This window comes from Pseudochelatococcus sp. B33, assembly GCF_053570585.1.
The window spans coordinates 114725-127204 of the sequence record NZ_JBSEFH010000005.1 but is presented as its reverse complement, the minus strand read 5'-3'; the positions used below and the strand labels follow the sequence as shown (position 1 = coordinate 127204).

11 protein-coding genes, 1 tRNA gene and 1 riboswitch are annotated in these 12480 nt (G+C 65.8%); of the genes, 10 read left to right on the top strand and 2 right to left on the bottom strand.

Going from position 1 to position 12480, the window contains the following annotated elements; genetic code table 11:
- Nucleotides 1–263 precede the first annotated feature (263 nt).
- From lon to ACUSIJ_RS06955, 8 genes are all read left to right on the top strand, one after another.
- The gene (gene lon / locus ACUSIJ_RS06990; protein ID WP_449307662.1) at nt 264–2702 is read left to right on the top strand and encodes an endopeptidase La; all 2439 of its coding nucleotides are present in this window, start codon (nt 264–266) and stop codon (nt 2700–2702) included.
- Nucleotides 2703–2905: 203 nt separating this feature from the next.
- Nucleotides 2906–3184: an HU family DNA-binding protein gene (locus ACUSIJ_RS06985; RefSeq protein WP_449307661.1), complete on the top strand. Its 279-nt coding sequence runs from the start codon at nt 2906–2908 to the stop codon at nt 3182–3184.
- A 556-nt stretch (nt 3185–3740) separates the two neighbouring features.
- Nucleotides 3741–3817 (top strand) — tRNA-Val (locus tag ACUSIJ_RS06980).
- Between the two features lie 75 nt (nt 3818–3892).
- Nucleotides 3893–4675 carry an alpha/beta fold hydrolase gene (locus ACUSIJ_RS06975; protein ID WP_449307660.1) on the top strand — a complete coding sequence of 261 codons (783 nt, stop codon included), beginning with the start codon at nt 3893–3895 and terminating at the stop codon, nt 4673–4675.
- A gap of 328 nt (nt 4676–5003) precedes the next feature.
- The gene (locus tag ACUSIJ_RS06970; protein WP_449307659.1) at nt 5004–5207 is read left to right on the top strand and encodes a hypothetical protein; all 204 of its coding nucleotides are present in this window, start codon (nt 5004–5006) and stop codon (nt 5205–5207) included.
- Nucleotides 5208–5497: 290 nt separating this feature from the next.
- A complete protein-coding gene (locus ACUSIJ_RS06965; RefSeq protein WP_449307658.1) occupies nt 5498–7420 on the top strand; it encodes a patatin-like phospholipase family protein in 1923 nt (640 codons plus the stop codon).
- Nucleotides 7421–7556: 136 nt separating this feature from the next.
- Nucleotides 7557–8852 carry an Hsp70 family protein gene (locus ACUSIJ_RS06960; protein WP_449307657.1) on the top strand — a complete coding sequence of 432 codons (1296 nt, stop codon included), beginning with the start codon at nt 7557–7559 and terminating at the stop codon, nt 8850–8852.
- Between the two features lie 33 nt (nt 8853–8885).
- Nucleotides 8886–9824 carry an AEC family transporter gene (locus ACUSIJ_RS06955; protein WP_449307656.1) on the top strand — a complete coding sequence of 313 codons (939 nt, stop codon included), beginning with the start codon at nt 8886–8888 and terminating at the stop codon, nt 9822–9824.
- A 68-nt stretch (nt 9825–9892) separates the two neighbouring features.
- Here ACUSIJ_RS06955 and sugE read toward each other — a convergent pair whose 3' ends face one another.
- Both sugE and lepB read right to left on the bottom strand, forming a co-directional pair.
- Nucleotides 9893–10210 carry a quaternary ammonium compound efflux SMR transporter SugE gene (gene sugE, locus ACUSIJ_RS06950; protein WP_449307804.1) on the bottom strand — a complete coding sequence of 106 codons (318 nt, stop codon included), beginning with the start codon at nt 10208–10210 and terminating at the stop codon, nt 9893–9895.
- A 128-nt stretch (nt 10211–10338) separates the two neighbouring features.
- Nucleotides 10339–11133 carry a signal peptidase I gene (gene lepB / locus ACUSIJ_RS06945; protein ID WP_449307655.1) on the bottom strand — a complete coding sequence of 265 codons (795 nt, stop codon included), beginning with the start codon at nt 11131–11133 and terminating at the stop codon, nt 10339–10341.
- Nucleotides 11134–11346: 213 nt separating this feature from the next.
- Nucleotides 11347–11408: riboswitch (Fluoride riboswitch) on the top strand.
- A gap of 25 nt (nt 11409–11433) precedes the next feature.
- Between lepB and crcB the strand changes: the two genes are divergently transcribed.
- Together crcB and ACUSIJ_RS06935 are read left to right on the top strand one after the other, a co-directional pair.
- The gene (gene crcB, locus ACUSIJ_RS06940; protein WP_449307654.1) at nt 11434–11823 is read left to right on the top strand and encodes a fluoride efflux transporter CrcB; all 390 of its coding nucleotides are present in this window, start codon (nt 11434–11436) and stop codon (nt 11821–11823) included.
- Entirely contained in the window at nt 11820–12413 is a 594-nt protein-coding gene (locus ACUSIJ_RS06935; protein ID WP_449307653.1) for a cation transporter, read from the top strand. Before crcB ends, ACUSIJ_RS06935 begins: the two co-directional genes overlap by 4 nt.
- Nucleotides 12414–12480 lie beyond the last annotated feature (67 nt).

Genomic DNA, 12480 nt, shown 5'->3' with positions numbered 1-12480 from the left:
TCCCCGGAACGGCGCCTTTTCTCTGGCGTTTCGTGCAGACCTGATGCGCCGGTGCCGTTGTGCACACTTCTTGCTTGTGAAGAGCTTGAAAGCCGGCGAAGGGCTCTCCAATTTATCAGCATTGCCGCGAGCCCCGACACGCCTCGGTTGAGGGTGGGGGGAGCGGTGCTCCGGAGGCAGTTGCGCGAGTGATGAGCGCCTCCGGCCATTCATCCGCGGCCTGCCGGAACGGGGGCGCGGATGCAAGAGAAAGGATACGGGTCATGACGACAACCAAGCCCCGTCAGGCGGTGCCCGCCGGAACGATCGGAACGTACCCTGTTCTGCCGCTTCGCGACATTGTCGTGTTTCCGCATATGGTCGTGCCGCTGTTCGTCGGCCGCGACAAGTCCATCCGCGCCCTTGAGGAGGTGGTCAAGAGCGACCGCCACATCCTGCTGGCGACCCAGATCAACGCTTCCGACGACGACCCGGCGACCAACGCGATCTACGAGGTCGGCACGCTCGCCAACGTGCTGCAGCTCCTGAAGCTGCCGGATGGCACCGTGAAGGTGCTGGTCGAGGGCGCCTCGCGCGCCCGCGTCAAGGGCTACACGCGCAGCGACGATTTCTATGAGGCGGAGGCCGAGGCCCTGCCCGAAACCACCGGCGGCGACGTCGAGGTGGAGGCGCTGGCGCGGTCCGTCGTGGCCGAGTTCGAGAACTACGTCAAGCTCAACAAGAAGATTTCGCCCGAGGTCGTGTCCGCCGTGACGCAGATCGAGGAGCCGTCGAAGCTCGCCGACACGGTGGCGTCGCATCTGGCCGTGAAGATCGCCGACAAGCAGGCGATCCTCGAGGCCGGCTCCATCTCCGAGCGGCTGGAGAAGGCGCTCGGGCTGATGGAGAGCGAGATCTCCGTGCTGCAGGTGGAGAAGCGCATCCGCACGCGCGTCAAGCGCCAGATGGAGAAGACCCAGCGCGAGTACTACCTCAACGAGCAGATGAAGGCCATCCAGAAGGAACTCGGCGACGAGGACGGCCGCGACGAGCTCTCCGAGATCGAGGAGCGCATCGAGAAGACGCGCCTCACCAAGGAGGCCCGCGACAAGGCGCTCGGCGAACTGAAGAAGCTGCGCCAGATGTCGCCCATGTCGGCCGAGGCCACGGTGGTGCGCAACTATCTCGACTGGATCCTCGGCATTCCATGGTCGAAGCGCTCCAAGATCAAGAAGGACCTCGATCTCGCGCAGAAGGTGCTGGATGCCGATCACTTCGGCCTCGACAAGGTCAAGGAGCGCATCCTGGAGTACCTCGCGGTGCAGCAGCGCGCCAACAAGCTGACGGGTCCGATCCTGTGCCTCGTCGGGCCTCCGGGCGTCGGCAAGACCTCGCTCGGCAAGTCGCTCGCCAGGGCGACGGGCCGTGAGTTCGTGCGCCTCTCGCTCGGCGGCGTGCGCGACGAGGCGGAGATCCGCGGCCACCGGCGCACCTATATCGGCTCGATGCCCGGCAAGATCATCCAGTCGATGCGCAAGGCCAAGACGTCCAACCCCCTGATCCTGCTCGACGAGATCGACAAGATGGGCATGGACTTCCGCGGCGATCCGTCGGCGGCCCTGCTCGAGGTGCTGGACCCGGAGCAGAACAGCGCGTTCAACGACCATTACCTCGAGGTCGACTACGACCTGTCGAACGTGATGTTCGTGACGACCGCCAACACGCTCAACATCCCGGGCCCGCTGCTCGACCGCATGGAGGTGATCCGCATCGCCGGCTACACCGAGGAGGAGAAGCTCGAGATCGCCCGCCAGCACCTCATCCCCGAAGCCACGCGCAAGCACGGCCTCAAGGAGGGCGAGTGGGAGATCGACGACGCGGGGCTGCTGCTGCTCATCCGCCGCTACACGCGGGAAGCGGGCGTGCGTAACCTGGAGCGCGAGATCTCGAACCTGATCCGCAAGGCGGTGAAGGAGATCGTGCTCAAGAAGACGGACGCCGCGCACGTGACGGAGGCGAACCTCGCCGACTACCTCGGACCGCCCAAGTTCCGCTTCGGCGAGATCGACACCGAGGACCAGGTCGGCGCCGTCACGGGACTGGCGTGGACGGAGGTCGGCGGCGAGCTGCTGACGATCGAAGGCATCACCATGCCCGGCAAGGGCAAGATGACGGTCACCGGCAACCTGCGGGACGTGATGAAGGAATCGATCTCGGCGGCGGCGTCCTACGTCCGCTCGCGGGCGCGCGATTTCGGCATCGATCCGGCCTTCTTCGACACGCACGACATCCACGTCCACGTGCCGGAGGGAGCGACGCCGAAGGACGGCCCGTCCGCCGGCATCGGCATGGCGACCGCCATCGTCTCCACGGTCACGGGCATTCCGGTGCGCCGCGATATCGCCATGACCGGCGAGGTGACGTTGCGCGGCCGGGTGCTGCCCATCGGTGGCCTGAAGGAGAAGCTGCTCGCGGCCCTGCGCGGCGGGATCAAGAAGGTGCTCATCCCCGAGGAGAACGCCAAGGATCTCGTCGAAATTCCGGACAGCGTGAAGAACGGCCTCGAAATCGTTCCCGTCTCCCGGATGGATCAGGTGCTCGCGCACGCGCTGGTGCGCCAGCCGGAGGTGCTGGAAGCGGCCGAGAACGCCGCGCCCGCGCCCGCCAAGGAGGTGCAGTTGCCGGCCGAGGAAGGCGATATCGCGGTATCCTTCGCCCACTGAGGCCGGCGCGCCGCCCGAATAGTTGTTGAAAACGCCCCTCCGGGACCTTCCCGGAGGGTTTTTTTGCGGAATTGCGGTGGGAAGGCATTGCCTTCGTTGATAATTTACGGCATCCGGTGACGCTTGCCATGTTCCGGTGAAGCGCCATTACGCTCATATCATATTTTAACCGTGACTCGCGATGACGGGTTTAGGAGGACCAAATGAATAAAGGTGATCTCGTTTCAGCTGTCGCCGACAAGGCCGGCCTGACTAAAGCACAGGCAGGCGATGCGCTGGATGCCGCCCTGGAGGCGATCACCACGGCGCTCAGCAAGGGCGACGAAGTCAAGCTCATCGGCTTTGGTACTTTCGCGGTTGCCGATCGTCCCGCCGGCACGGCTCGCAACCCCCGCACGGGCGAGACCATCGCCGTTGCCGCGTCCCGCACGCCGAAGTTCAAGGCCGGCGCTGGCCTCAAGGATGCCGTCAACAGCAAGTGACCCGGCGGCACGTGCCGGCCGGGATCGACCGGCCGGGTCGTTGGCCAAGCGGTCGGCCAAGTGGCTGGCCACGCAACCGGCAAGGCATGATCCCGATGGTGTCTTCAAGGGGCACGGATGCCGTTTTCCGGTTTCGGGACGCACCGGACCAATAAGCTGGACAATTTCAGCGAGTCGGTGACTCGCGGCTGGCTCGGGATCGGGATGACTTTTCGTCGAAACGCCATTCCGGTCCATCGACTCCGTTTGACTGAGCATCGCACTTTCCCGCAGGGGTGTCCGCTTTCCGAGGCCGTGCTCCGGCGAACCGGCGCTGCCTGCGTTGTCGTCTTGAAAATCGGGGCGGCTTGCCGTAAAGCAACGGTCGCGACGCGGCTTGCGCCGCGTTGGCGGGTGTGCTGTCTTCGCGGTGGCAGGCCGGCTTTCCGGCTGCAGGCCACGCGTCCGGAGCGTCCGGTGTTTCCTGCTGGACCTCCCATGGCCGCGGATGCCAATATCGCCGCGCCTTGCCCGGCCGGGTGAGGCGTGTGTGTTCGTGCCCGGAGCGGTCGGGTCGGGGCGGTTAGCTCAGTTGGTTAGAGCGCCACGTTTACACCGTGGATGTCGGGGGTTCGAGTCCCTCACCGCCCACCACCGCATCGCTCGCCGGAGCCGCAGGAAAGTGCGGCCCGGTCCGGGCGGCAGGGCGAATGTCCGGGGCAGCAAGCTATGGAATCCTTCTCTTCCGCCGGCGTGCGCATCAGCTATGTCGACCTCCCGCCGCCGGCCGCGACGCTCGCGGGCGGGCGGGCGGTGCTGCTGATCCATGGTTTTGCGTCCACCCATGCCGTCAACTGGGTCAACACGGCGTGGACGACGACCCTGGGCCGCGCCGGCTACCGCGTGATCGCGCTCGACAACCGCGGTCACGGGCAGAGCGAGAAGCTCTACGACCCCGAAGCCTATACGACTGCGCAGATGGCCGAGGACGCGCGCCGGCTGCTCGATCATCTCGACATCGCGCAAGCCGCGGTGATCGGCTATTCGATGGGCGCGCGCAACACGGCGCAGCTCGCATCGACGCATCCGGACCGTGTCGCCGCCGCTGTCCTCGGCGGGCTCGGCATCCATCTCGTCGAGGGCGGCGGCCTGCCACCGCGCATTGCCGATGCGCTGGAGGCGCCGTCACTCGATACGCTGACCGACCCCGCCGAGCGCATGTTCCGCGCCTTCGCCGAGCAGAACCGCGGCGATCTGCGCGCGCTCGCCGCCTGCATTCGCGGCTCGCGCAACTCCCTCACCGTGGCACAGGTGCAGGCGATCACGCTCCCCGTGCTCGTCGCGGTGGGTTCGCGCGATCCGATCGCCGGCTCGGGCGAGGAACTCGCCCGGCTTCTCCCCAACGGCCGCTTCCTCGACATCCCCGGCCGCGATCACAACCTCGCGGTCGGCGATCGCGTGCACAAGCAGGGCGTGCTCGCCTTCCTTGAAGAGGTATACGCGGATCGGTGATCGCCGGCCCCGGGGCGCAATGCATCGTCCTCGTCCCCTCTTGCCGCCGGCGCGTGGGCCGACCGGACCGGGCTCCGCGATGCTTTCATGCTGTTTTCCGTCCGACCGCAAGGCACCCTGACACGGGTGCCGGCATGACGCTTGCCGGAAAGTGTTTCACGACGAAATTTTTGGTTGACGTATCCGTCATGCAGCGTATCATTGTTACCGTGGATAGCTTATTCAAAGTAACTTAGATCTTTTTGGAGAGAAAAAGGCACGAATATTCCATCAGAAAAGGCTATTGAGCTTCCAGATTATGTCGGATTTGCTGTAATGGCGTATTTTTATGCTTGTTTATGATCCTGATTTTCTTGCTGAGCGATGGGTATTGACGATACCGGCCGTTCATGCGCCGGCCGGCGCATCGGAGATGCGCTGGGGATTTGTCATCGATCTCGCCATAGGTTGCTTTGTCAATATTGATGCGGGTGCATGTTCATGTCGGCCAAAGTATTCAGATATCTTGTTAAAAGCATGGAGTCTGGTCTGACAAGGGGATGGAGACCGAGCGCCAGGGATGGCCACGGCGGAATTGAAGCTTTCACACTTCGATACTGACGCCGACATCCTCCGATTCCAGCCATAGAGAGTGTTCTTCCAGCAGACATGTCGTGCCTGCTGCCCGGTTTGTATTGCCCATCGAAGATCTTCCCGGAACCATTTCAACAAGAAATGCTTCATCAACAATCGCGGAGCCCCATCCGACGCGGCGCGATCGGCGAAGGCTCGACTGAGCGCGGTCCGGCTTGAGCCGGCCGTCGTCCGACAGGGAGTTGCCGTATGTCCAGTATTGAACGGTCCCGACTGTCCGCATTCAGCCTCTCGGATATCTATCTGCCCACTGAGCCGCCGACGGCCGCCGGCGCGCCGCCGGATCGCGACACGCCATGCCTGCCGTGCGGGACCCTGGGGCGCTATCGCAAGGACATAGAACTGTTCGAGGCCGGCATGATGCATGACCTCGACAAGCGGCTGAACGACCTGCCGTCCGCGAGCGCGGCGCTGGGGGAGGGGCCGGAATACCTCGGCACCGGCGGAGCGATCGAACGCGGTGACGGCGCCGACAATGTCGCCGCCATCAACAAGGCGGTCGCGGACACGATGCACCGGCTCATGACCGTGGCGGCGGACCGGGTGCACACGCCGGTGGCGCCGCAGATCGTGCGCAAGGCCGATGGCGGCTTCAACCTGATACGGCGCGTGCCGCCGATTGAAAATCTGGTGCTCACCGGCGGCGGGGCCAAAGGGGTCGGCATGGGCGGAGCGCTGCTGGCGCTCGCGGATGCCGGCCAGCTCGATAACCTGCGCACCATCGCCGGCAGCTCCGCCGGCGCGCTGGTGGCGACGTGGCTCAGCGTCGGCCGCAGCCTCGACGAGCTGAACGGCATCCTGACCGGGAGACTGCGGCAACTGCTGGCGACGGACGACACGCTGAACGCGGTCTATCCCGACATCAGCTTCCGGCCCACCGCGCGCGTCGTCGCTGCGCTGCTGGCGCCGTTCGGCGCCAGCCACGACACCGCCACCGGCATGATCAGGAAGCTCGACGAGATCACGGCGCAGGAAGCGGGCGTGTTCCTGCGGACCCGTGACGCCGACACCCTGCGCCGCGATGTGGCGGCGACCGTCCTGAAAGGACGGGCCGAGGCGGGAAAGGCCGGCAGTGCGGACGGCGAGGCGGTGCGGCGGGAGGTGGACCAGGCGCTCGCGCGGCTCGAGGTGCTCACCGAAATGCCCGATTTCACCCGCAGCCGCGCCGGCAGGATGGTGACGTTCGCCGACATGGCGCTGCTGCATGCGCTCGCGCCGGAGAAGTTCAGGCACATCAGCATGTCCGTTCACGATGCGACGACCGGCAGGAACGTGGTCTTCGACCAGCACACCACGCCGTCGCTGCCCGTTGCCTATGCCGCCCGCGCGTCGATGGCGCATCCGCTGATCGCCACCGGCGTGTCCTTTCCCCAATTCACCGGCCCCGCCGCCCGGCATGTGTTTTCGGATGGCGGCATTTCCTCCAACGTTCCGATCGGGACGCCGGCGCCGCTGTCGCGCGCGCGCTCGAATTCGGATCCGACCGGTCTTCGCTCGCCCGAGCTGCAGCGCCGGCAGGCCGCCGCGACGGTGATGGTGTTCGACAACGACGGCGAGACCGACGCGATCATGCATGCCCCGCCGGCAGACAAATCCGGGGGCGGCTTCCTCCACCGCCTGTACAGGTCGATATCGTTTGCGCTGATGGGGTGGGTGGCCTCGAACCCCCATATGGCGGAAGACACTGCCGCCGACCAGCAGAAGATCCACGATTTCGGCCCCAACGTCTTCAACGTGAAGCACAACGGCCTCTCCACCATGGATATCGACGCCAGCCCGGTGCTCAAGCAGGAAACGCTCGCCGCCGCCCGCGCGGACGCGCGGCAGCAGATCGGCATCGTCCGCGGCGATCTCTATGCCGTCGAGGTGGCATCGGTCGCGGAAGCCTTCGCGCTGCTGGACGAGGAGGAGAAGGCGCTGCTGCGGGACAAGGGCAGAACACCCGCCCCGCCCGGTTCGGAAGACCGTTCCGCCGCGGCGCAGCAGCAGCTCCTGCAGATGGCCCGGCAGGAGCGGGGCGAGCGCGATCTCCGGCAGGCGGCGTTACGGGAGGCGGCGTTACGGGACGCGGAACTCGACGAGGCCACCGGGCCGCTGTTCCTGCCGGCTTGACCGGCCGGGAACGCCGGCAGCGGGCGCGATGCCATAATACGGTTGCGCGCAACGCCGGTCAGCGATGTCGTGCGTGGGATTGAAATGCGCGCGATTTTGATGCACGCAGCATGTTTCGCCAAAGATGAGCATGAGCATGCAGCGCGATGCGGACCGGTCCGGCCGGGCAACGCCCCGGTTGGCCTGCGGACTTGATTTCGGAACGTCGAACTCCACGCTGGGCGTCTACGGTGCCTCGGGGCCGTGCCTGATCGCGCTGGAGGCGAACCACGCCGCCGTGCCCAGCGCGGTCTTTTTCGGCGCGGATGCGGATACCGCCCTGCTGATCGGGCGCGCGGCGGTGTCGGCCTATACGGAGGGCTTCAACGGGCGCCTGATGCGATCGCTGAAATCGATCCTCGGCTCCGCACTGATCGATGAGCACACGGCGGTTTACCGGCGGCGGATCAGGTTTTCCGAGGTGATCGGCCTCTTTCTGGCGGAATTGAAGCGCCGTGCCGAGGCCGCGCAGAACGTGTCGCTGGACGCGGTCGTCCTGGGGCGGCCGGTTCACTTCGTCGACGACGACGCGAAGGCCGACGACCACGCCGAGGAAACGCTGCGGACGGTGGCGAAGGCCATCGGCTTCGGCGAGGTCAGCTTCCAGTACGAGCCCGTCGCCGCGGCGCTCGATTTCGAGCGCCGGCACGTGTCCGGCGAGAAGGTGGCGATCGTCGCCGATATTGGCGGCGGCACGTCGGACTTCACCGTCGTACGCCTGACGGGAGGAGCGCAGCAGCAGGAGGAGAGGGGCGGCGACATCCTCGCCAACGATGGCGTGCGCCTGGGCGGTACGGACTTCGACCGGCAGCTGAGCATGAACGCCTTCATGCCCGGGTTCGGCTACCGCAGCCTGATGAAGCGCGGCGACATCGAGGTGCCCTCCGCCCCCTACTGGGACCTGTCGACATGGTCGAGCGTGCACCAGCTCTACGAGGCGCGGCGCATGGCCGAACTCAGGGAAGTGCGTTTCGGGGCGCGCGAGCCGGCGCTGGTCGATCGCCTCATGCACGTCGTCGAAACCCGCCGCGGCCATAGCGTGCTGATCGCGGTGGAGGAGGCCAAGATCGCGCTTTCGGACCGCGAGCGGGTGGAAACCCGGCTCTCGTGGGTTGCTCCCGATTTCGGGATCGAGTCGACGCGCGCGGGCTTCGACACGTTCACCGGCGCGCTGCGCGCGCGCCTTGGCGCGACCGCGCGCGCGTGCGTCGCCAGCGCGGGGCTGTCGCCCGACGATATCGACTTCGTGTTCTTCACCGGCGGCACGAGCCTGATACCCGCCGTGCGCAGCGCCATTCTCTCGCCTTTCGCCAACGCGACGGCCATCGATGGCGACCGCTTCGGGGCGGTGGGCGCGGGGCTGGCGATCGAAGCGCGCCGGCGCTACGGCTGACTTCCGATCCCTCCCAGACCGGTCTTCCTCCCCATGGGCCAGATCCTGACACTCGTTCTCCCCGTTTTCGGCCTTATCGGGCTGGGATGGCTGGCGGCGAGGCTTCGCGTGCTCTCCGACAGCACCTCGACCGGCGTTTCCGACTTCGTCGCGACCCTCGCCATACCGGCGCTCCTCTTCCGCCTCCTGTCCGAGGGCGACGTGCCGGAGGCAGACCCGTGGAGTTACTGGTCGGCCTATTTTCTCGGCGTCGCGCTGGTGTGGGCGCTGGCGATGGTGCTGGCCCGCCGGCTGTTCGCGGTCGATAACGCCGAGGCCGTGTTTCACGGCTTCGCGGCGGCGCAGGCGAACACCGTGCAGCTCGGTGTGCCGCTCGTCGTCATGGTGTTCGGCGAGGCCGGTGCGCTGCCGATGTTCCTGCTGATTGCCGTGCACCTGCCCGTCATCATGATCGTCGCCGCGGTGCTGCTGTCGCGCGATCAGAGGGGTCGCGCGGGATACGGCGTCCGATCGATCCTGGTCTCCCTCGGGACGAACCCGATCATCCTCTCGATGCTGCTCGGCGGCGTGGTGCGCGCGCTGCATGTTCCGGTGCCCGGCCTGGTGCGGGAGATCGTCGGCCAACTGGCGATGGCGGCTGCGCCGGTGGCGCTCGTCGCCATGGGGATGACGAGCGCGCGCTATGGGCTGCGCGGCTATCTCGCGCCCACCCTCGTCGTCACCGCGCTGAAGATGCTGGTCCACCCGCTGCTGACGTGGGTGCTCGCCTATCATGTCTTCGACATGCCGCCGGTGTTCGCGGCGGTCGCCGTCGTCTTCGCCGCGCTGCCGACCGGCATCAACGCCTACCTCATGGCCGCCCGCTCGCGCACCGGCGAGGCGCTGACGTCGAACGCCGTGTCGATGACGACGCTCATTTCGGTCGTCACCGTCACGTTCTGGCTGTGGTTCATCGGCGCGACGCCGCCGTGAGCGCGTTCTAGATCATTTCATAGAAACGCTGAAATGATCTAACTCTTTGATTTTGAACGATAGGCGCTCTAGGGAGTAGCGAGCTTCAGGCCGATGATGCCGCTCAGAATGAGGCCGACGCAGACGAGGCGCATGACCGTCGCCGGCTCCTGGAACAGCACGATGCCGAGGATGACGGTGCCGAGCGCGCCTATCCCGGTCCAGATCGCATAGGCCGTGCCCACCGGCAGCGTCTTCAGCGACCAGCCGAGCAGCACGAGGCTGATGATCATCGCAGCCGCGGTGAGCACCGAGGGCATCAGGCGCGTGAAGCCATCGGTGTATTTCAGGCCGATTGCCCAGCCTGTTTCGAATATTCCGGCGATGATGAGCACGAGCCACGCCATTCCGGTCTGTCCCATGAGGGCCTCCAGTCAGTTCGTGACGGGGCCGTCCCCGCCGGATTGAGGGAAGCGTCGACGCAGGACATCGGAAGCGGGGTCGTCCCCGCACGCCGTGCGGCCGGGCGGAAATGTCACCGGATGAGCTTGAAAAGGCGCTCCCAGCGCACCGCCGTCGGCCACTTCCATATCTGCCACGCCCGCGTATTCTCGTCCAGCGAGAAGAAGATGATGTCCGCCCGGCCGATGAAGTTCTCGATCGGGACATAACCCATGGAAGAGAGATCGCGCGAGTCGATCGAATTGTCGCGGTTGTCGCCCATCATGAAGTAGTGCCCCTCCGGGACCTTGTAGACGAACGTGTTCGCCCAGTAGCTTCCGGCCCCCTCGCGTTCCATGATGATGTGGCTTTCGCCGCCGGGCAGGGTCTCGCGGATCAGCGGCGCGTCGATGGGCTTGCCCCACTGGTCGGTGTCGCGATAGGTGCCGGCCGGCTCGCGCCCGACCCGCTCGCCGTTGATGACGAGCACGTTGTCGACCATCTGGACGGTGTCGCCGGGCAGGCCGATCACCCGCTTGATATAGTCCGACCCGTCGCCCTTGGGCGACGCGAACACGGCGATGTCGCCGCGCTTCGGCTCCGCGCCCCAGATCCGCCCCTCGAAGGGGATGAGCCCCCAGGGCAGCGAATATCGCGAGTAGCCGTATGAGAATTTGGACACGAACAGATAATCGCCGACGAGCAGCGTCGGCACCAGCGATCCGGACGGGATCATGAATGGCTGGAACAGCAGAGTGCGGATGACGAAGGCGATCAGCAGCGCCTGCACCACGACCTTGACGGTATCGCGGATGCCGCCGCCCCTGCCGGCCTCGTGCGACGGATCGGGCTCGGGCTGTGCGGCGCGGCTGTCTGTGGGGAGGCTCATGAGGCGGTATCCGGCATCTTCGGCGATCTGCAGGCACGGGCGAAGCCTCGCCCGACAGGATGACACCAGAGAGATATAGACATTTCCGCCACGATCAAGCCGGCGCGCCGGTCGATCCGTCGTGGCACTGGACGAATGAGCGCCGAGCCTGGGGAAGCAGGGGCGGGAGAGCAGCGGTCGCTTATTGCAGGTGGCCCGAAGAACTGCTATCTGATCTCCACAGGGAATGGTGTCTCCCCCAAAACCGCGCTGTTGCTGATGACGCCTGCTTTCGCGCCTTGAGCGCAGGAAGAGGCGGGCGTGGGTTTTCTGCTGATATTTATCGGATCGGGGATTGGCGGCATGGCGCGTCACGGCGTTGGCCTGCTCGCGCTCCGGTTGTTCGGCTCGCATTTTCCCGTTGGGACCCTCTTCATCAATATCGTCGGGTCTCTCGTGATGGGGATCGTTGCCGAATATTGGGCGCTCAAAAGCGGGCTGCCTCAGCCTGCCCGCCTGTTCCTGACGACCGGTGTCATCGGCGGATTCACGACCTTCTCGGCTTTCTCATTGGAGACGGCGTTGCTTTGGGAGCGCGGGCAGTCGCTGCTTGCGGCGGTGTATGTGACCGCTTCGGTGGTCCTGTCCATCGGAGCGCTTTTCGGTGGGCTCGGGCTGGTCCGAGCGCTCGACGGAAAGGGCCTCCTGTGAACAGCGAACCGGATTCGGGATTTCGCCGAATCGTCCTGATCGTCGCGCTGCTGAATCTTGCCTATTTCGGGGTCGAGTTCACTGTTGCGCTTGCCATCGGCTCGGTGTCCCTGTTTGCTGACAGCGTCGACTTTCTTGAGGATGCCTCGGTCAATCTGCTGATCTTCTTCGCGGCGGCGTGGTCGGTCAGGAACCGTGCCCGCGTTGGCATGGCGCTGGCCGCCATTCTGCTGGTCCCGGCGCTGGCGACCTTGTGGACCGCGTTTGACAAGTTCCTCGATCCCGTGCCGCCCTATGCCTTTGCGCTTTCCTTGGCTGGCCTCGGCGCTCTGGCGATCAACCTCGCGTGCGCGGTCATGCTGGCAGCCTACCGGCATCATGTGGGAAGCCTCGCCAAGGCGGCTTTCCTGTCGGCGCGAAATGACGCGCTGGCCAATACAGGCATTATCGCGGCCGGCCTCGTGACCGCCTTCCTGTGGTCTTCGGCATGGCCAGATCTCATCGTCGGCCTGGCTATCGCTGCCCTCAATGCGGACGCGGCTCGTCAGGTATGGGCGGCGGCACGGGAGGAGCATCGGCCTCATGCATGAGCATGCCCCCGGTCGCGCTGTCGGCGTCGGTTTGGTAAAGTCCGCGCAATAAGCTGGGGAGGAGTGC

Bases quoted from the DNA above. Each gene is read 5' to 3' on its own strand.
- lon (WP_449307662.1), top strand. From the start codon at position 264: ATGACGACAACCAAGCCCCGTCAGGCGGTGCCCGCCGGAACGATCGGA.
- ACUSIJ_RS06985 (WP_449307661.1), top strand. From the start codon at position 2,906: ATGAATAAAGGTGATCTCGTTTCAGCTGTCGCCGACAAGGCCGGCCTG.
- ACUSIJ_RS06975 (WP_449307660.1), top strand. From the start codon at position 3,893: ATGGAATCCTTCTCTTCCGCCGGCGTGCGCATCAGCTATGTCGACCTC.
- ACUSIJ_RS06970 (WP_449307659.1), top strand. From the start codon at position 5,004: ATGCTTGTTTATGATCCTGATTTTCTTGCTGAGCGATGGGTATTGACG.
- ACUSIJ_RS06965 (WP_449307658.1), top strand. From the start codon at position 5,498: ATGTCCAGTATTGAACGGTCCCGACTGTCCGCATTCAGCCTCTCGGAT.
- ACUSIJ_RS06960 (WP_449307657.1), top strand. From the start codon at position 7,557: ATGCAGCGCGATGCGGACCGGTCCGGCCGGGCAACGCCCCGGTTGGCC.
- ACUSIJ_RS06955 (WP_449307656.1), top strand. From the start codon at position 8,886: ATGGGCCAGATCCTGACACTCGTTCTCCCCGTTTTCGGCCTTATCGGG.
- sugE (WP_449307804.1), bottom strand. From the start codon at position 10,210: ATGGCGTGGCTCGTGCTCATCATCGCCGGAATATTCGAAACAGGCTGG.
- lepB (WP_449307655.1), bottom strand. From the start codon at position 11,133: ATGAGCCTCCCCACAGACAGCCGCGCCGCACAGCCCGAGCCCGATCCG.